At 71.4% G+C, this 19,291-nt stretch carries 12 protein-coding genes; 9 read left to right on the top strand and 3 right to left on the bottom strand.

Annotated features, from left to right (window positions below):
• The 6 genes from ACFYOP_RS27605 to ACFYOP_RS27580 form a co-directional block, all read left to right on the top strand.
• Positions 1 to 2,516, top strand: a 2,516-nt coding sequence (locus tag ACFYOP_RS27605) for a condensation domain-containing protein (protein WP_356899622.1), incomplete at its 5' end; no start/stop codon positions are given.
• Complete coding sequence (locus ACFYOP_RS27600) at positions 2,516 to 6,463, top strand: amino acid adenylation domain-containing protein (RefSeq protein WP_356899623.1); 3,948 nt, start codon at positions 2,516 to 2,518, stop codon at positions 6,461 to 6,463. The genes ACFYOP_RS27605 and ACFYOP_RS27600, both read left to right, overlap by 1 nt.
• Before the next feature lie 57 nt (positions 6,464 to 6,520).
• A complete protein-coding gene (locus ACFYOP_RS27595; protein WP_356899624.1) occupies positions 6,521 to 7,786 on the top strand; it encodes a cytochrome P450 in 1,266 nt (421 codons plus the stop codon).
• Positions 7,787 to 7,837: 51 nt separating this feature from the next.
• Positions 7,838 to 8,386: a DUF3995 domain-containing protein gene (locus tag ACFYOP_RS27590; RefSeq protein WP_356899625.1), complete on the top strand. Its 549-nt coding sequence runs from the start codon at positions 7,838 to 7,840 to the stop codon at positions 8,384 to 8,386.
• Between the two features lie 49 nt (positions 8,387 to 8,435).
• On the top strand, positions 8,436 to 9,398 hold the full coding sequence (locus ACFYOP_RS27585) for an ATP-binding cassette domain-containing protein (RefSeq protein ID WP_356899626.1): 963 nt from the start codon (positions 8,436 to 8,438) through the stop codon (positions 9,396 to 9,398).
• A complete protein-coding gene (locus ACFYOP_RS27580) occupies positions 9,395 to 10,183 on the top strand; it encodes an ABC transporter permease (RefSeq protein WP_356899627.1) in 789 nt (262 codons plus the stop codon). The genes ACFYOP_RS27585 and ACFYOP_RS27580 overlap by 4 nt, the downstream gene beginning before the upstream one ends.
• A gap of 60 nt (positions 10,184 to 10,243) precedes the next feature.
• Here the strand turns inward: ACFYOP_RS27580 and ACFYOP_RS27575 are convergent, their stop codons facing one another.
• The 3 genes from ACFYOP_RS27575 to ACFYOP_RS27565 form a co-directional block, all read right to left on the bottom strand.
• Positions 10,244 to 12,364: an AarF/UbiB family protein gene (locus tag ACFYOP_RS27575; protein WP_356899628.1), complete on the bottom strand. Its 2,121-nt coding sequence runs from the start codon at positions 12,362 to 12,364 to the stop codon at positions 10,244 to 10,246.
• Between the two features lie 133 nt (positions 12,365 to 12,497).
• On the bottom strand, positions 12,498 to 14,657 hold the full coding sequence (locus ACFYOP_RS27570) for an MMPL family transporter (protein WP_388453141.1): 2,160 nt from the start codon (positions 14,655 to 14,657) through the stop codon (positions 12,498 to 12,500).
• A 794-nt stretch (positions 14,658 to 15,451) separates the two neighbouring features.
• The gene (locus ACFYOP_RS27565; protein ID WP_356899671.1) at positions 15,452 to 16,171 is read right to left on the bottom strand and encodes a hypothetical protein; all 720 of its coding nucleotides are present in this window, start codon (positions 16,169 to 16,171) and stop codon (positions 15,452 to 15,454) included.
• A 263-nt stretch (positions 16,172 to 16,434) separates the two neighbouring features.
• Here ACFYOP_RS27565 and ACFYOP_RS27560 point away from each other — a divergent pair, with 263 nt between their 5' ends.
• Genes ACFYOP_RS27560 through ACFYOP_RS27550 form a run of 3 tightly spaced genes read left to right on the top strand, consistent with a single transcriptional unit; the run spans position 16,435 to position 19,259 of the window.
• The gene (locus ACFYOP_RS27560) at positions 16,435 to 17,463 is read left to right on the top strand and encodes a polyprenyl synthetase family protein (protein WP_356899670.1); all 1,029 of its coding nucleotides are present in this window, start codon (positions 16,435 to 16,437) and stop codon (positions 17,461 to 17,463) included.
• A 19-nt stretch (positions 17,464 to 17,482) separates the two neighbouring features.
• Positions 17,483 to 19,030 (top strand): acyl-CoA carboxylase subunit beta, encoded by a 1,548-nt coding sequence (locus tag ACFYOP_RS27555; RefSeq protein WP_388453136.1) that lies wholly within the window; start codon positions 17,483 to 17,485, stop codon positions 19,028 to 19,030.
• A gap of 10 nt (positions 19,031 to 19,040) precedes the next feature.
• On the top strand, positions 19,041 to 19,259 hold the full coding sequence (locus ACFYOP_RS27550) for an acyl-CoA carboxylase subunit epsilon (RefSeq protein WP_356899666.1): 219 nt from the start codon (positions 19,041 to 19,043) through the stop codon (positions 19,257 to 19,259).
• Positions 19,260 to 19,291: the final 32 nt, after the last annotated feature.

Genomic DNA, 19,291 nt, shown 5'->3' with positions numbered 1-19,291 from the left:
ACGGGCTCGCTCTGCGGTATGTGGTGTTCGGCGGCGAGGCGCTGGATCTGTGGCGGCTCGAGGAGTGGTACGGGCGGCACGCGGACGACGCTCCGGTGCTGGTCAACATGTACGGCATCACCGAGACCACCGTCCACGTCACCCACACGGCGCTGGACCGCCCCACCGCCGCGTCGGCGGCCGGCAGCACCATCGGCCGCGAGATACCCGACCTGCGCGTCCGGGTCCTCGACGAGCGGCTGAAGCCGGTACCGACCGGAGCCGTCGGTGAGATGTACGTCGCCGGCGCCGGTCTGGCCCGCGGCTACCTCGGCCGGCCCGACCTGAGCGCCGACCGGTTCGTCGCCGACCCGTACGGCGCCCCGGGCAGCAGGCTCTACCGGTCGGGCGACCTCGCCCGCTGGAACGCGGACGGCGAGCTGGAGTACCTGGGCCGCGCCGACCAGCAGGTCAAGCTCCGCGGCTTCCGTATCGAGCTGGGCGAGATCGAGGCCGCCCTGCAGTCCCACCCGGACGTGGACCAGGTGGCCGCCGTGGTCCGCGAGGACCGGCCCGGCGACAAGAAGCTCGTCGGCTATCTGGTGCCGCGGGCCGGCGCCACCGCGCCGGGGACGGCCGAGCTGCGGGAGCATGTGGCCGCCGTGCTCCCCGCCTACATGGTGCCCTCTGCGTTCGTCGCGCTGGAGGTCCTGCCGCTGACCGCCAACGGCAAGCTCGACCGCAAGGCGCTGCCCGCCCCCGAGATCGCAGCGACCTCCGGGCGGGAGCCGCGCACCGCGACCGAGGAGCTGCTGTGCGGGCTCTTCGCCGAGGTGCTCGGCGTGCCCTCGGTCGGGGCCGACGACGGCTTCTTCGACCTCGGCGGCGACAGCATCGTCTCCATCCAGCTCGTCTCCCGCGCCCGTAAGGCGGGGCTGCTCTTCACCCCGCGCGACGTGTTCGAGCACAAGACGGTGGAGGCCCTCGCGGCCGTCGCCGGCACGGTCGAGGAGGCGGTGCGCGAGAGCGCGGACGCGGGGATCGGAGACCTCCCGGCGACGCCGATCATCCGCTGGCTCGCGGAGCGCGGCGGCCCCGTCGACCGGTTCAACCAGTCCATGCTGCTGCAGGTGCCGGCCGGCGCGGACGAGGCACGGCTGCACCGCGCGGTGCAGGCGGTGCTCGACCGGCACGACGCGCTGCGGATGCGGCTCGAGCGGGACGCGGACGGCTGGTCGCTGACCGTTCCCGAGCGGGGCTCCGTCCCGGCCGCGTCGGTGATCACCCGCGTGCCGCTGACCGCCACGGACCCGGAGTCGGTCGCCGCGGCCCTGGGCGAGCACGCGGAGGCGGCCTGGGACCGGCTGGCGCCCGAGGACGGCGTGATGGTCCAGGCCGTCTGGTTCGACGCGGGCACGCGAGGGTCCGGACGGCTGCTGCTGGTCGCCCACCACCTGGTGGTCGACGGAGTGTCCTGGCGGATCCTCGTGCCCGACCTCACCGAGGCCTGGCAGTCGGCCGCGGACGGCGCGCAGCCCGAACTGGAGCCGGTGCCCACCTCGTTCAGGACCTGGGCCCACCGCCTGGCGGACGAGGCACGGCGGCCCGAGCGGATCGAGGAGCTGTCCCTGTGGACCGGCGTCCTCGGCCGGCCCGAACCGCCTCTCGGCGCCCGGGCCCTGGACCCGGCCCGCGACACCCAGGGCAGCGCCCGCACGCTCACCCTCGCCCTCGAGCCCGAGCACACCGCGCCGCTGCTCACCAAGGTCGCCGCGGCCTTCCACGCCAACGCGAACGACGTGCTGCTCACCGGCTTCGCCCTCGCGGCCGCCGAATGGCAGCGGGGCCGCGGCCGGAACGCGGACAGCGTGCTGATCGACCTGGAGGGACACGGCCGCGAGGACATCGTCGAGGGTGTGGACCTGTCCCGTACCGTCGGATGGTTCACCAGCCTGTACCCGGTACGGCTGGACACCGGCCGGCAGGACTGGCGGAACATCTCCGGCGCGCGCCTCGGCGACGTCCTCAAGCAGGTCAAGGAGCGGCTGCGGGCGGTGCCCGACAACGGCATCGGCTACGGCCTGCTGCGCTACCTCAATCCGCGTACCGAGTCGGTGCTCGCGGCCCACGGACGGCCCCAGATCGGCTTCAACTATCTGGGCCGGATGGGCGGTCGGAGCGCCACGGAGCAGACGCCCGGACCGCAGGACTGGGGGCCGGCTCCCGAGTCCGGCGGCCTGGGTGGCGGGGCCGACGACGCGATGCCGCTGGCGCATCCGCTGGAGGTCAACTCCTTCACCCAGGACGGGCCCGACGGCCCCCGGCTCGTCGCCACCTGGACATGGGGCGACGGCCTGCTGCCCGAGGACGACGTCCGCGCCCTGGGCGAGGGCTGGTTCCGGATGCTGCGCACCCTCGCCGAACATGCCGGCAGCCCGGCTGCCGGCGGCTACACCCCGTCCGACCTGCCGCTGGTTTCGCTGAACCAGCACGAGATCGACGGCCTCGAGGACTTCGACGACGAGTGGGAGATGTGATGACGACCAAGCCGGGGCTCGAAGACGTCCTGCCGCTTTCCCCGCTGCAGGAGGGACTGCTGTTCCACGCCCTGCTCGACGAGCAGGGGCTGGACATCTACACCGTCCAGCTGGTCCTGGAACTGGGCGGCCGGGTCGACGGGGACGTGCTGCGCACCGCCGTCGAGAAACTCGTCGCACGGCACACCACCCTGCGCGCCGGGTTCCGGCACGAAGGGCTGGAACGCCCGGTGCAGATCGTCCGGCGCAAGGTGCCGGTGCCCTACCGCGAGGTGGACCTGACCGGACTGGCGGGGGCCGAACAGGCCCGTGAGCTGGACCGGGTGGTGGCGGAGGACCGCACCCGCAAGTTCGATCTGAACCGGCCGCCGCTCGTCCGCTTCACCCTGGTACGGCTGGGAGAGCACGAGCACCGGCTGCTGGTGAGCAACCACCACATCCTGCTGGACGGCTGGTCGACACCGCTGCTGGTGAGCGAACTGCTCACGCTCTACAAGGAGAAGGGCGACGACGCGGGGCTGCCGCGGGTCACGCCGTACCGCGACTATCTGGCATGGGTGGCCGCGCAGGACCGTACGGAGGGCGAACGGGCATGGCGTGACGTGCTCGCCGGCGCCACGGAGCCGACCCTGCTGGCGCCCGAGGACCCGAACCGCAAGCCGATCCGGCCCGAGCACCACACCATCGACCTGCCGGAGGAGTTCACCTCCGCGCTGATGGCCCAGGCCCGCCGGCACGGACTGACCGTCAACACCCTCCTGCAGGGCGCCTGGGGCATCCTCCTCGGCCGGCTCACCGGCCGCGACGACGTGGTCTTCGGCGGCACGGTCTCCGGCCGCCCGCCGGAGCTGCCCGGTGTCGAGCACATGATCGGTCTGTTCATCAACACCCTCCCGGTCCGGGTGACCCTCGACCCGGCGGAGTCGCTGATCGGACTGCTCGCGCGGCACCAGAAGCAGCAGGCCGGGCTGATGAACCACCAGCACCTCAGCCTCTCCGACGTGCAGCAGTTGGGCGGCTGGAAGGACGGCATCGGCGAGCTGTTCGACACGCTCACCGTGACGGAGAACTACCCGATCGACCCGACCGCGCTGGCCGCGGAGGAGAAGCCGGACCCGGACACCATGCGGGTGACCGGGCTGGAGGGCCAGGACGCCAACCACTACCCGTTCAGCCTGGCGGCCGTGCCCGGCCCCCGGCTGCACCTGCGGCTCAGCTACCGCCCCGACCTGTTCGCGGCGGAGACGATAGCCGCGCTCGGGACCCGGCTGGAGCAGCTCTTCCGGCTGGTCGTCGAGGAGCCGGAGACGCCCGTCGGCCGGCTGGACATCCTCACCGCGCGGGAACGCGCGTCCGTCCAGAGCTGGTCGGCCGGCGCCGTCGCCCCGGCGGCGCGGACCTTCGCCGAGCTGTTCGAGGCCCAGGCGGCCCGCACCCCCGCCGCGACCGCGGTCGCGGCGGAGAACGGCGAGCTGTCGTACGAGGAGCTGAACGACCGCGCCAACCGGCTGGCCCGCGAGCTGGTGGCCCGCGGCGTCGGCTCGGAGCGGGTGGTGGCGCTGCTGCTGCCCAAGTCCGTGGACATCGTGGTCGCCCGTCTCGCGGTGCTGAAGGCCGGCGGCGCTTATCTGCCGGTGGACCCGGCCTATCCGGCCGACCGGATCGCCTACATGATCGAGGACTCGGCCCCGGCCCTGGTCGTCGCCGAGTCGGGGGCGGCCGTCCCGGAGACGGCCGCCCCGGTGCTGCTGCTCGACGACCCGTCCCTGGCCGCGGCGGTCGCGGCCCGCTCCGCCGCGGATCTCGCCGACGCGGACCGGGCCGCGCCGCTCGATGTGCGCCACCCCGCGTACGTCATCTACACGTCGGGCTCGACGGGCCGGCCCAAGGGCGTCGTCGTCCCGCACACGGGGCTCGCGGCGTTCGCCGCGGCCTGCGTCGAGCGGTTCGGGGTCGACGGGGACAGCCGGGTGCTGCAGTTCTCGTCCCCGAGCTTCGACGCCTCCGTGCTGGAGCTGTGCATGAGCCTCACCTCCGGGGCGGCGCTCGTCGTGCCGCCGGCCGGACCGCTCGCCGACGAGGCGCTCGCGGAGGCGCTGGCCGAGTGGCAGGTGTCGCACGCGCTGATCCCGCCCGCCGCGCTGGCGACCGTGCCGGACGCCGAACTGGACGGTTTCCGCTCGCTGGTGGTCGGCGGCGACGCCACCGGACCCGAGCTGGTGGCGCGCTGGTCGCGCGGCCGGCGGATGGTCAACGCATACGGGCCGACGGAGGCCACGGTCGCCGCGACGATCAGCGACCCGCTGACCGCCGGGCCGGACGCGCCCCCGATCGGGCGGCCGCTGCCCGGCACCCGGCTGTACGTCCTCGGCACCACCCTGCGTCCGGTGCCGCCGCAGGTGGCGGGCGAGCTGTACGTCGCCGGGGCCGGCCTGGCCCGCGGCTACCTGGGGCGCGCCGGGCTCAGCGCCGAGCGGTTCGTGGCCGACCCGTTCGGCGGCCCCGGCGAGCGGATGTACCGCACCGGCGACCTGGTCCGGTGGGGTGCCGACGGCCAGCTCGAATACCTCGGGCGGGCCGACGACCAGATCAAGCTCAGGGGATTCCGCATCGAACTCGGCGAGATCGAGTCGGTGCTGGCCGCCCGCACCGGAGTCGGCCAGGCCGTGGTCGTGGTCCGCGACGCCCCGGACGGCACCCCGCGGCTGCTCGGCTACGCGGTCCCCGACGGGGCCGCCGGCCTCGACCCGGCGGTGCTCCGCGCCGAACTGGCCGAGCTGCTGCCCGACTACATGGTGCCGTCGGCGATCGTCGTCCTCGACGAGTTCCCGCTCACCCCGAACGGCAAGCTCGACCGCAAGAACCTGCCAGATCCGGAGGTCACCGGCGTCGCCGGCAGCGGGGCGCCGCGCACCCCGCAGGAAGAGGTCCTGTGCGGCCTGTTCGCCGAGGTGCTCTCCGTGCCGCGGGCCGGCATCGACGACAACTTCTTCGACCTGGGCGGCCATTCACTGCTCGCCACCCGGCTGATCAGCCGGGTCAGGGCCGCCTTCGGCGTCCGCCTGTCCGTGCGCAGCCTCCTGGAGAACCCCACCGTGGCGGGCCTCGCCGCGGAGCTGTCGGCCGGGGAGGAGGAGCACGACCCGTTCGACGTGCTGCTGCCGCTGCGGCGGCACGGCAGCAGGCCGCCGCTGTTCTGCATCCACCCCGGCGCCGGCATCAGCTGGGGCTACTCCGGGCTGATGCGCCACATCGGCCCCGACCGACCGCTGTACGGCCTCCAGGCGCGCGGCCTGGCACGGGACGAGGCGCTGCCGGACTCCATCGAGGAGATGGCCGACGACTATCTGGCGCAGATCCGCGCCGTACAGCCCGAAGGCCCGTACCACCTGGCCGGCTGGTCGCTCGGCGGCATCCTCGGACACCTCATCGGCACCCGGCTGGAGGCGGCGGGCGAACAGGTGGCGCTGCTGGCCATCCTCGACACCGACCCGCACATCCGCTCCGAGGAGCACGCCGATCTCAGCTACGACGCCCAGGACGTGCTGACCACCCTGCTGGACCTCGGCGGGCACGACCACTCGCGGTGGCCCAGGCCGCTGGCGTACGACGACGTCATGGAGGCGCTGCGCGGCGGCGACAGCGCGCTGGCCGGTCTGGAGGAGCGTCAGATCGAGGCGCTGGCCAGGGTTGGCACCAACATGTCACAGCGCATCATCCACCCGTACTCACCGGGCAAGCTGGGTGTACTGCGGGCCGATGTGCTCGTGACCGTAGCAGGCCGCGACCACGAGGACCCCGGGGCGATGGTGGACGCCTGGCGTCCCTACGTGACGGGCCGGCTCGACTCGCAGGTGATCGACTGCGGTCACAACGAGCTCACCCAGCCGGGACCGATCGCGGAGATCGGCCGGGCGCTGGCCGCCCGGTTCCGCGAGCTCAGGTAACTCCGCCGTACCGCAGCCTCCCGTTGCCGCAACCCGTACGACGCTGGAGAGAACGCAGTGACCACAGGAACGCAGACACCCGTACGCGATGTCGGGGACACGGCGCTGGACGCTTTCGACCTGACCGATCCCCGGACCTACCAGGAGACCGACATCCACGCCATGTGGCGGCGGTTCCGTGCCGAACGGCCGGTCCACCGCCACCCGGAGACCGAGGCGGGGCCCGCGTTCTGGGTGCTGTCCCGGTACGCGGACGTCATGGCGGTCTACAAGGACGACGACCGCTTCCACTCGGAGCGGGGCAACGTCCTGGCCACGCTGCTGCACGGCAGCGACTCGGCGTCGGGCAAGATGCTCGCCGTCACCGACGGCCCGCGCCACGCGGCCATCCGCAAGCTGCTGCTGAAGTCCTTCTCGCCGCGCGCCCTTTCGCACATCTCCGAGCAGGTCGTGCGGCGTACCCGCCGGCTGCTCGGGGAGGCGGTCGAGCGCGGTGAGGCGGACTTCGCCAAGGACGTCGCGGAGCACATCCCGATCAGCACCATCTGCGACCTGCTGGGCGTGCCCGAGTCGGACCGGTCGTTCCTGCTGAGTCTGAACAAGCAGGCCCTCAGCTCCGACAGCGCCGAGCACACCGCGCAGGACGCATGGCTCGCCCGCAACGAGATCCTCATGTACTTCTCCGAACTGGCCGAGGCCCGCCGCGCCGACCCGGTCGACGACGTGATCAGCGTCCTGGCCACCGGTGAGGTGGACGGAAAGCCGCTGAGCGAGGACGAGATCGTCCTCAACTGCTACAGCCTCATCCTGGGCGGCGACGAGACCAGCCGGCTGTCGATGATCGGCAGCGTCGTCGCGCTGATGGAGCACCCGGACCAGTGGCGGCGGCTCAAGGAGCGCGAGGTCACGGTGGAGAGCGCCGTGGAGGAGGTGCTGCGCTGGACGAGTCCGGCGATGCATTTCGGCCGCCGGGCGCTGACCGACGTGGAGATCGGCGACGAACTCATCGCGGAGGGCGACATCGTGACCCTCTGGAACACCTCCGCCAATCGCGACGAGGCCGTCTTCGAGAATCCCGAGGTGTTCGACCTCGGGCGCACTCCGAACAAGCACACGTCCTTCGGATACGGACCGCATTTCTGCCTCGGCGCCTATCTGGGACGGGTGGAGATCAACGCGATGCTGGACGCTTTGCGCACGGCTGTCATCTCAGTCGAGCCGGCCGGTCCGGTGCAGCCCGTCTTCTCCAACTTCCTGAATGGCCTGGGAAGCCTCCCGATCAGATTCGGACTCGACCGACAGGGCATGGACGAATGGCGATGAAATTCGTCAACTATGCTCAGCGCGCACTGAGTTCGAGCAACAGGAGGAAGCGTGGGATCCGACGCTCAGCAGGTTCTTCAGGAGTCCGGGAACCGGGGCGGGACAGCCGCCGCGGACCCGCCCGCGGTGTCACGGGGCGAGCGGGTGGCCGGCTGGTGCGCGGCGGCCGGCGCACTGGCCTACGGCCTGCCGCACGCCTGGTGGGGACTCGGAATCATGTACGGATATCCGGGGTCCGAGGACACGATTCCGGACGTCGCCTGGCAACGGGCGGTCGGATTCTGGGGCATGGGACTGGTGTCGCTCGGCGCGGCCGTCTACGCCCTCGCTCTTTTCCAGCCATGGGGACGCCGATTCCCGCGCTGGCTTCTTCTCCTCCCGGCCTGGCCGGCCGGTGCGGGACTGGCCCTGTGGGGCCTCGGATATGTCTATCTGAGGTTCTTCATCGCCACCGGCCGGGTCGAGCCGAGCGAGGAAGTGGCAAAGGCCACCAGCAACTGGAATTACTACTGGTACCCGGTCTTTCTGATCTGGGGGGTATCGCTCCTCATCGCGGCGTTCAACCTCCAGCGCCGGCCGCGGACGGCCAGAAAGAACTGACACGAATCTTTCCGAACACGGGGCATCCCCGGAGCATGAGGTGGGACAGGTGACGAACGCCATCGAGGCCGAAGGTCTCTGCAAGAGCTACAAGACGCACCAGGCGCTGAGCGGCGTGGACCTGGCGGTGCCCGAGGGCACCGTGCTCGGTCTGCTGGGCCCCAACGGTGCGGGCAAGACGACCACCGTCCGCATCCTCAGCACGCTGCTCCAGCCCGACGCGGGCAGCGCACGGGTCGCCGGTTTCGACGCCGTCCGCAAGCCGAAGGAGGTGCGCCGCCGGATCGGTCTCACCGGCCAGTACGCGGCCCTCGACGACCGTCTCACCGGCCGCGAGAACCTGCGCCTCATCGGCACGCTGCTGCACCTCGGCCGGCACAAGGTCCGGGCCAAGGCCGACGAACTGCTGGAGCGGTTCGACCTGACGGAGGCCGCGGACCGGGTCGTGCGCACGTACTCCGGCGGTATGCGGCGCCGGCTCGACCTGGCCGCCAGCCTGATGGTCGACCCGCCCGTGCTCTTCCTCGACGAGCCCACCACCGGTCTCGACCCCAACAGCCGCGTGATGCTGTGGGGGATGATCCGGGAGCAGGTCAACCGGGGTGTCACCGTCCTGCTGACCACCCAGTATCTGGAAGAGGCCGACATGCTGGCCGACCGGATCATGGTGATCGACGCCGGCAAGGTGATCGCGGAGGGCACGGCCGACGAGCTCAAGCAGAAGGTCGGCGGTGAACGGCTGGAGGTGTCCGCGGCCGACGCGGCCGACACCCAGCTGGTGGTCTCCGCGCTCGCCGCCGGCAGCGTGGCCGGTCCGCCCGCCGTCGGTGACAACGGCCGTACGGTCTCCGTCCCGCTGACCGGCGGCATGGGCGACGTCACCGCCGCCGCCGGCGCCGTGGAGGCGCTCGGCATCGAGATCGCGGAGTTCGCCGTACGGCGGCCTTCGCTCGACGACGTCTTCATGACGCTGACGGGCCAGACGGCCGGCAAGGAGAAGCAGAGCGCATGATCGAGGCACTGAGCGACACCAAGGCACTGGTGGGCCGGCACTTCCGGCACATCCTGCGGATACCCGAGCAACTGCTCAGCGTCACCCTCATGCCGATCGCCTTCGTGGTCATCTTCGGCATGCTCTTCGGCAGCGCCATGCAGGTGGAGGGGAGCAGCTACGAGGAGTACATCATGGCCGGCATCTTCATCCAGGTGATGATGTCGAACGTCTCCACCACCGCCCTCGGCGTGGTCGGCGACCTCAGCAACGGCCTGGTGGACCGGTTCCGTTCGCTGCCCATCTCGCGCTCCGCCGTGCTCATCGGGCGTACCACCGCCGACATGGCGCTGGCCGCCTGGTCCTGCGCCCTGATGGCGGGCGTCGGGTATCTCATCGGCTGGAAGATCAACAACGGCATCCTCTCCGCACTCGGCGGCTTCGCGCTGCTCCTTCTGCTCGGCTTCACCATGTCCTGGCTGGGCGCCCTGCTGGGGCTGGCGCTGCGCAGCCCGGAGGCGGTCAACGCGCTGGCGTTCATGGCGATGATGCCGATGATGTTCCTCTCCAACGCCTTCGTGCCGCTCGACGGTCTGCCCGTCTGGCTGCGCACGATCGCCGAGTGGAACCCGATCAGCGCGGTCGTCACCGCCTGCCGTGAACTCTTCGGCAACCCCACGGTGGGCACCGGCACCGCACTCACCTCCGAGCATCCCGTGGTGATGTCCCTGGTGCTGATCGGCGGTGTGCTGGCCATCGTCATCCCGATGTCCGGCCGGGTCTACCGCACGGCGGTCGCCCGCTGACCGCACGGACAACCGAGTGGGGCCCGGTCGCGTGGCGACCGGGCCCCACTCGTGCGCAGGTCAGCGCTCCGGTTTGGTGATGGTGAACAGCACGCGCAGCACCAGCACCGAGCTGACGAGCAGCAGGTTGTAGCCGAGGAACTCGTACAGCCGCATCGAGTCGGACAGCCGCGGCCCCGCCTCGGTCGACAGCAGCAGCACACCGAGCACGCCGGTCATGCCGCCGAGGAACGCCAGCAGGACGTCCCTGACGATGCCGCGGACGAAGCGGCGGTCCCGCTCGTCCGCGAGGAGGCGCACATTGACGCTGAGCCGGCCGTGCTCCAGGGCGTTGGTGATCCGCTCCACCCGGCGCGGCAGCCGGCGCAGCATCGGCAGCACGGCGAGCGCCTCACCGGCCAGCGAACGGGCGAGGTGGGGCGGGGAGAGGCGGCGGGTGACCTCGTCGGCGGCGAACGAGCGGGCCTCCGTGATGATGTCGAAGCCCGGCACCAGCCGGTCGAGCGAGCCCTCGAGGGTGGCCAGGGCGCGGAAGGCCGCGGCTATCTCCGGGGGCACGGTCAGACCGTACTTCGCCACCAGCAGGAAGAGGTCGGCGAACATCTCCCGGTCCGGTCGGGTCCCCGGGGTGAGGTGGCGGGCCATGAACCGGCCCAGCGCCCGCTTGAGGCGCTCCTCGTCGATCTCCTCCGGGCGGTCCACGAGCTCCAGCAGCGCGTCCGACAGCGCCACCGGATCGCTGCGGTCGATGGCCAGCAGCAGATTGCGCAGACTGGAGCGGAGCACCTGGTCGATGCGGCCGACGGAGCCGAAGTCGAGCAGACCGATCCGGTCGTCGTCGAGGATCAGGATGTTGCCCGGGTGCGGGTCGGCGTGGAAGACGCCGCCGGACATGATCTGGCCCAGCAGGCAGTTGAGCAGGGAGCGGGCGAGCGCCTCCCGGTCCAGGCCCCGTTCGTCGATGGCGGAGTCCGCCCGGTTCAGGGTGACGCCGTCGAGCCATTCGACCACCAGGACGCGGGCGCTGCTCAGTTCCTGGTGGATGGTGGGCATCTTGACGTCCGCCGCCGCCTCCTTGCGTCCCCCCTTGCGGAACCTCGCCGCGAAACCGGCGGTCCGTGACTGCTCCGCCTCGCCGGTCTCCTCGGTGCCCTGGGTGTCCTCGGTCTCTTCGTCGCCGTCGCTCTCGGCGGTGTCGTTCTCGGCGTGCTCGGCGTCGTCGTCCGCGTCCCGGCCGGCGGCGGCCGCGGTCGTCGCGGCGACCACCAGCGTGTTGCGGGCCTCGGTACGGAAGTCCAGCTCCTCCTCCAGCGAAGTGGCGAAGCCCTGCACCAGTTCGACGGCGCCCATCGTCCGGCCCCACTCGGTGTGCTGCTCGAGCTTGGCGCCGAGCCGGAAGAGGATGTCCAGATCGCGCTCGACGACCTGGCGGGCGCCCGGGCGCTGCACCTTCACGGCGACCACCTGGCCGTCGCGCAGCCGTGCGCGGTGCACCTGGGCCATGGAACCGGCGGCCAGCGGCTCCTGGTCGAACTCCGCGAAGACCTCCTCCGGCGGCGCTCCCAGCTCCTCCATGAGGACCAGCCGTACCTCGTCCCAGGGCTCCGCGGTCACCTCGTGCTGCAGCGAGCTGAGTTCGTCGATGAAGACGTCGGGCAGCAGGTCGTAGCGGGCGGAGAGCACCTGGCCCAGCTTGACGAAGGTCGCGCCCGCCTCCTCCAGCGCGAGCCGCAGCGAACGGGCCAGCGCCGCCTGGTCCTTGGCCTCCGCCGTGCCCCGCCTGACCCGGCCGCCGAGGAACCTGCCGAGCCCGTGGCGGACGACGATCCTGCTCAGCTGCGTGTAGCGGCGGCCCCTGGCCACCCGCCGCCGCAGTGAGCCCGGCAGCTGGAGGATGGCGCGCAGCGAGCCGCTGGGCACCATGGCCTCCGAGAGGGCCAGAAAGATCATGGCGGCGAGCAGGGCGCTGCCCAACTGGACGCTCACCAGCGGGGTGCGTCCCGCCTGGGGGCCCATCGCGGCGCTGACCACTCCGGCGGTCAGCAGTCCGACGCCTCCGGTGAGCAGGGCTCGCAGCTTCCCGATCCGCAGACCGAGCAGTCTTCGGGCCACCCAGGACATGACGACGAGTCCGAGCACGATGGTGCCGACGGCGGTCAGGATGATGAGGACTGGTTTCACCTGGCTGATCGTATGCATTGGCTTCCCGTCCACAACTGGTCTCGGACAAACAGTGGTTGGCGTGCCGCCGAAGGCGGCACGCCAACCAGGGGAGCCCGGGGGCCCGGGCCGGCGGCCCGGGCCCCCGCGGGGGCTACCGGCTGCCCACCGGCTCGCTCTCGGACTCGCGCGTCTCCTGCGCGGCGGCCGGCTCCGGCGCCGGCGCGGACAGCCGGCCGGGCAGCCAGGCCCGGTGGCCGAGCAGCGTGGTCAACGCCGGCACCAGCAGCACCGCCATCACGAACGCGGTGAGCAGGATGCCGAACGAGACGGCGAAGCCCATCTGCTGGAGCATGGAGTTCTGCGCCAGCAGCAGCACACCGAAGGTGCCGGCCAGGATGATCCCGGCCGTGGCGATGGTCGGCATGGAGTGGGCGACGGCGAGCCGGGTCGCCTCCTTCGGCGTCCTGCCCCGGGCCGCCTCCTCCCGCAGCCGGGCGACCATCAGGATGTTGTAGTCGGTGCCGATGGCCACCACGAACAGGTAGACCATCACGGGGAGCATGAACAGCAGCCCGTTCTCGCCCTGCACCTTCTGGAAGAGCACGACCGTGGCGCCCAGGGTGGCGCTGAAGCCGAGCCCCACGGCGGCCATCAGATACCAGGGCGCGACCACGCTGCGCAGCAGCAGACCCAGGATGATCATGATGGCGATGCCCGCGGCCGGGAACACCACCGAGTAGTCGCGGTTGACGGCGTCCCTGATGTCGGCGAGGAGCGCGGTAGAGCCGCCGACGAGACCCCTGGTGCCGTCGGGGGCGGCCTCGTGCACGGTGTCCCGCAGCGGCCCGTCGACGAGCGCGAGGGCCTTGTCCTCGGCCGGCTTGTACTCGAGCACCACGCTGAACTGCGCCACCGAGCCGTCCGGGCTCACCCGCGCGGGGGAGACCTGGCCGACGCCGCGCACACCGCCGACCTGCTTGCCGAACTCGCTCAGCACGGCCTCCGGGATGGCCTTGCCGTCCTCGTTCTCCACGTAGACGAGGGTCGGCTCGGTGGAACCGGCGGCGAAGCCGCGCGCCAGGTCCTCCTGGGCCTTCACCGACTCCAGGTGCTTGGGCAGCGAGTTGTTGGCGTCGTACTCCGCGGTGAAGCCGAAGAGACCGAGCGTCAGGGCCACCAGGACCCCGCCGGACGCAGCGGCGACCAGCCCCGGGCGGGCGGACACCAGCTTCGCCGTACGGTGCGACAGGGCGTTCTTGGGCTCCCGCCGCCATGCCTTGGACGGCCAGAACGCCTTGGTGCCGAGCAGCGCGAAGACCGCGGGCACCAGAGTGAGGGAGGCGATCAGCGTGACGCCGACCGAGATGGCGAGCGCCGGTCCCATCGTCCGCAGCATGCCCATGGAGGAGAGCAGCAGAGCCAGGAAGGCGACGATCACGGCCCCGGCGGCGGAGGCGATGGTCTCGCCGACCCGCTCGACCGCCTGCGCCATGGCCTGCCGCGGCGGCACCCCGGTGCGCAGCTGCTCCCGGTAGCGGAAGAGCAGGAACAGGATGTAGTCCGTGCCCACGCCGAACAGGACCACGATGAGGATCGAGGAGACGGAACTGTCCGCCTTGAGCCCGCCGATCTTGCTCGCCGTGGCGATCAGTCCGGTGGCCACGGCGAACACCAGGGTGATGATCAGGACCGGCAGCAGCGCGATCAGCGGGCTGCGGAAGATGATCAGCAGCAGCACGATGATCAGAGCCAGCGTGGCCATCATGATCATGGCATCGGTGTCACCCGCGGACTCCATGGAGTCGACCGCGGAAGCCGCCTGACCGGTCATCCCCATGGTGAGCGGGGTGTCGGCGAGCTGCGCCTTGGCGTCCACCCGCATTTCCTTGACGGACTCGAAGATGCCCTCGGTGAAGACGTTCTTCGTCGCCGCGGTGACGGAGGCCAGCATGATCTGGCCGTTCGGGGAGAGCATCTCGGGTCCGGTACGGATCCCTTGGATCTCCTTGTAACCCTTGTCGGCGAGGCCCGTTGCCACCTTCGTGACAGCGGCCTGGTCCTCGGCCGACAGTTTTCCGCCGTCCGTGCGCTTGAAGACGATGGTGGCCGCCGGCTGCTCCTCGCGCGGGAAGGCGCGCTCCTCCACCTGCATGACCTGCACCGTCTCGTAATGCGACGGAAGGAATTCGGCCTGATCAGTGGTGGACGGCAGTTTCGGAGCCAGCATCACCGTTGCCAGTGTGGCGACGATCCAGGCGGCGATGGTGAGCCATGGGCGGCGTGTGACCAGCCGCCCAATCCCTCGGAACATGGAGACTCCTTCAGCGGTCTCAGATGGGGGGAATCGCGGGAAGTCTAAGGAGCCGTCGACCCCTCTTCCCTTTCCGTGACAGCTTGTTGACACTGATCTCTCTTGACGCGGCGACCCGCGTCACACCACGGGACCGTGGTTGGCCGCAACCTGACAGGGGTCGTTTCCTGACGCGGCTGTCACAAGCCTGCAGCCGGGCGTCCACCCATTGGCACGATTGTGTCAACGCCGTTGCCCGCAACGGTTCTTCATTGCGACTTTGATTCCCGTCCGGCAGCCGTAAAGACGGGACAGGAGCAGAAACGCAATTATCGGAGAGGAAACCGTCATGGCCAACAGAAATGCCACGGCCGGCCTTTCCTTTGCGCGTTTCCCGACGGAGAGGCCGCGCCCTCTTTTCCACAGCCGTACCGGCGGGACCGTCGCCGACTGCCGCACCCCGTACCCGCCCCTCTCGACCAACGCGCCGTGCGGCACGGGGTCGAGGCGGTGCCACCCGGCGTTCGGCCGGCCGTCGCCGACGGCCGGCTCCCCCGCGAGCGCCGACGGCACCGGCCGCCCGAGCCCCACCTCGGGACGGCGGAGCGAACCGTCGCGGTGCGGTCCGCCCTGCGTCACGCAGCGGCGGCCCGCACCGCAGGCGGCGGACTGACCGCCGCCGGCCTCACCGGGCCGGCGCGAAGCCCGGCCCGCGCACCCCACGGAGCGCCGACGGCCCCGGGACCCGACACACACGGAGGCGGGGCCGGACGAACCATGGGTTCGGCCGGCCCCGCCTCCGCCACCGGGCGCGCCTACTCGCAGCCGCGCTGCCAGTTCCAGCCGATGAAGCTGTGCTTCAGCTCGACGTCGAATCGGCACGACGCGCTGCCGTCCGCGTTCAACTCCACATAGGAATGGTGCTTGTTCGCGTACCAGCCGCCCGACGGGTCGAAGACGCCCTGGTACGAGAACTCGGCATGGGCCTCGTGACGGGAGACGGCGCAGTTGGTGACGCAGTCCGCGCTCTTGGCGGACGACTCGAGCGACCAGCCCGCGTTCCACGGCTCCCGGTTCCACTCCTGGGTCGCGTCGGTGGCGGCGGTGGTCACCAGGCCGCCGTCGGTGTCCCACGTCGAGTTCGTGTAGAGGCCGGTCATCCGGATGTTGCAGCAGTCGTACATCTCGGACCACGTCCGGAGCTGCCGGATGGCGGTGGCGGTGCTCGTGGCCGCCATGGTGCCGGCCCGCTGCGCGCCCTGTGCGCCTCCGGCGTCCGCCGCGCCGGTCTTCGCCGGCACCAGCCGGGCCGGGCCCAGCCGCGGCGTGCAGTCCTCGCCGATGGTGACCTCCTGGCGCACGGTCATGCCGGGCGGCGGCGCGGGCAGCGTCCCGGACAGCCGGACGTCCCCGCAGGCGCGGCCGGAGCCGGCGTCCGCCGTGGCGCCCCCCAGCGGAGCGGCGGCGGCCGGCGCCACGGTGAGTGAGAGCAGCCCTGCCGCGAGCGCGATGGCGAGAGTGATTCGGTTCCGCAATTCCCCAGCCCTTCTCGGGTGTTTTCCGCGGAGCGTAACCGGGCCCGCACAAGCGTGAATCGGCGGCCGAAATGATTGGCAGGAAGCTGACGGGCGTCGACGTGTCCGTGTTCCGACCGGTCGATGGCACCTTCATGTCACGGCCGTTGGCGGCGGGCAGGGCCCGGCGGGACAGTGGCGGTCGGTATCCGTGAAATGCGTGACGCTCCACCGGTGCGTGCGACAGAGGGGTTCTCGTGACGGTTCAACAAATGTGCGAGGCCGTGGAATTCGCCCCTGGCACTTCCGCCGACCGCCCGATCCTGGAGCAGCTTGGCCTGAAAGAGCCGCTCTTCGAGGCCAGAATGCATGACGCGCTCGCCGAGGCGGAGAAGCGGCTCCAGGATTGCGCGACCAGCGCGCCGGACCCCCGGATCGCCGCTCTCACCGGTCATCTGGCCGCGGCCGGCGGAAAGCGGCTGCGGCCTCTGCTGGTGCTGCTGGGCGCGGAGTTCGGCGAGCCGTGGCGGGAGGGCGTCACCCAGGCCGCCGTCATATCGGAACTGGTCCACATCTCCTCGCTCCATCACGACGACGTGATGGACGGGGCGGACACCCGGCACGGCGTGCCGAGCGTCCACGCCCGCTGGGGACAGCGGGCCGCCGTGTTCAGCGGTGACTGGCTGCTCGCCCGGGCCGCTCAGCTCGCCGCCGATCTCGGCGCGGAGGCCGTGCACCTCAATGCGCAGACCGCGGGCCGGCTGGTGGCCGGACAGCTCCGTGAACTGGCGGGCCCCGCGCCCGGCGAGGACCGCGTCGCCCACTACTTCCAGGTGACGGCGGGCAAGACCGCCGCGCTGCTGTCCATGTGCCTGGGCATCGGCGCCGTCCAGGCGGCGGCGCCCGCCCCGTGCGTGGCGGCTCTCACCGAGTACGGCGAGCAGCTCGGGATCGCGTTCCAGATCGCCGACGACCTGCTCGACCTCGCCGCGCCCGCGGAGCGCACCGGCAAGGAGCAGGGCAAGGACCTGCTCGCCGGCGTCGCGAGCCTGCCCGTCCTGCTCGCGCTGGCCGGCGACGACCCGCGCGACCGGGAACTGCGCGGCCTCCTCGGGTCCGGGGCGAGCGGCGACCCCGCCGTGCACCGCCGCACCCTGGAGCTCTTCCGCGGCTCACCGGCGACCGCGGCGGCGGAGCGGCTGATGCACGAACGCCTCGACCTGGCCCGCGCCGCCCTGGAGGCGCTGCCGGAGCTGCCGGCCCGCCGCGCGCTCATGGAGCTCTGCGACTTCGTCGCCCACCGGACCGCCTGACCCGACGAAGGAGTTGGTCATGACGATGTATGAGCGGGTCGCTGAACTCGCACGTATCCGGGGTGATGTCCTTGAGGGCATGCCGCAGGCGACCGGGGCGCAGCATGCGAAGGGCAAGCTGACGGCCCGGGAGCGGATCGGGCTGCTGTTGGACGAGGGTTCGTTCCGTGAGGTGGAGCAGCTGCGGCGTCACCGTGCCACCGGGTTCGGTCTCGAGGCGAAGCGGCCGTACACCGACGGTGTCGTCACGGGGTGGGGCACGGTGGAGGGCCGGACGGTCTTCGTGTACGCGCACGACTTCCGGGTCTTCGGCGGTGCGCTGGGCGAGGCGCACGCGACCAAGATCCACAAGATCATGGACATGGCCATCGCGGCGGGTGCGCCGCTGGTGTCGTTGAACGACGGTGCGGGCGCCCGGATCCAGGAGGGTGTCAGCGCGCTCGCGGGCTACGGCGGGATCTTCCAGCGCAACACCCGTGCTTCGGGTGTGATTCCGCAGATCAGCGTGATGCTGGGGCCGTGTGCGGGCGGCGCGGCCTACAGTCCCGCGCTCACCGACTTCGTGTTCATGGTCCGTGAGACGTCGCAGATGTTCATCACCGGTCCGGATGTGGTCAAGGCGGTCACCGGCGAGGAGATCACCCAGAACGGCCTGGGCGGCGCCGACGTCCACGCCGAGACGAGCGGCGTGGCGCACTTCGCGTACGACGACGAGGAGACCTGCATCGCCGAGGTCCGCTTCCTCCTGTCGATGCTGCCCGCCAACAACCGCGAGAAGCCGCCCCGTTCGGCCACCGCCGATCCCGCAGACCGCCGCTGCGAGGCGCTGCTCGACCTCGTCCCGCTGGACGGCAGCCGCCCGTACGACGTGCGCGCCGTCATCGAGGAACTCGTCGACGACGGTGAACACATGGAGGTCCACGAACGCTGGGCCACCAGCGTCATCACCACCCTCGCCCGGCTCGACGGGGAGGTCGTCGGCATCGTCGCCAACCAGCCGTCGTCGTTCGCGGGAGTGCTGGACATCCACTCGTCCGAGAAGGCCGCCCGCTTCGTGCAGCTGTGCGACGCCTTCAACGTCCCGCTGGTCACCCTCGTCGACGTGCCCGGTTTCCTGCCCGGCGTCGACCAGGAGCACGGCGGCATCATCCGCCACGGCGCCAAGCTGCTGTACGCGTACTGCAACGCCACCGTCCCCCGGGTGCAGGTCATCCTGCGCAAGGCGTACGGCGGCGCCTACATCGTCATGGACTCCCGTTCCATCGGCACCGACGTCTCCCTCGCCTGGCCCGCCAACGAGATCGCCGTGATGGGCGCGGAGGGCGCGGCGAACGTCGTCTTCCGCCGCCGGATCAAGGCGGCGGAGGATCCGGACGCCATGCGGGACCAGCTGGTCAAGGAGTACAGGGCCGAGCTGATGCACCCCTACTACGCGGCGGAACGCGGGCTCGTCGACGACGTCATCGACCCCGCCGACACCCGTTCGGCGCTCATCGGCGCACTCGCGATGCTGCGCACCAAGCACGCGGACCTGCCGTCCCGCAAGCACGGCAATCCACCCATGTGAGGAGACCCCGATGTCCGCACCGGCGCTCGAAGGCCCGCTGGGCCCGTCCCTGTTCAAAGTGATCAGCGGCTGCCCCACCCCGGAGGAGCTCGCCGTCGTCACGGCGCTCCTCAGGTCCCTGACGACGTCCGCGGCCGCCACCGCCGCGCCGGAGCCGGACGGCCCCGCACCCGCCGCCTGGGGCCGGCCGGAAGCCTTTCCTCCGGTCTCCTGGATGGCGCGGCGGTGAACCGGCCAGGCCGGCCCCGGATGGCAGCTTCC

This window comes from Streptomyces sp. NPDC006294, assembly GCF_042870895.1.
Taxonomy (GTDB): domain Bacteria; phylum Actinomycetota; class Actinomycetes; order Streptomycetales; family Streptomycetaceae; genus Streptomyces.
The sequence above is the reverse complement of the archived record's forward strand: the minus strand, read 5'-3'. Positions and strand labels throughout refer to the sequence as shown.

Coding starts and splice junctions, on each gene's coding strand:
- ACFYOP_RS27555 (WP_388453136.1), top strand. CDS start 17,483: ATGACGATGTATGAGCGGGTCGCTGAACTCGCACGTATCCGGGGTGAT.
- ACFYOP_RS27600 (WP_356899623.1), top strand. CDS start 2,516: ATGACGACCAAGCCGGGGCTCGAAGACGTCCTGCCGCTTTCCCCGCTG.
- ACFYOP_RS27580 (WP_356899627.1), top strand. CDS start 9,395: ATGATCGAGGCACTGAGCGACACCAAGGCACTGGTGGGCCGGCACTTC.
- ACFYOP_RS27570 (WP_388453141.1), bottom strand. CDS start 14,657: ATGTTCCGAGGGATTGGGCGGCTGGTCACACGCCGCCCATGGCTCACC.
- ACFYOP_RS27550 (WP_356899666.1), top strand. CDS start 19,041: ATGTCCGCACCGGCGCTCGAAGGCCCGCTGGGCCCGTCCCTGTTCAAA.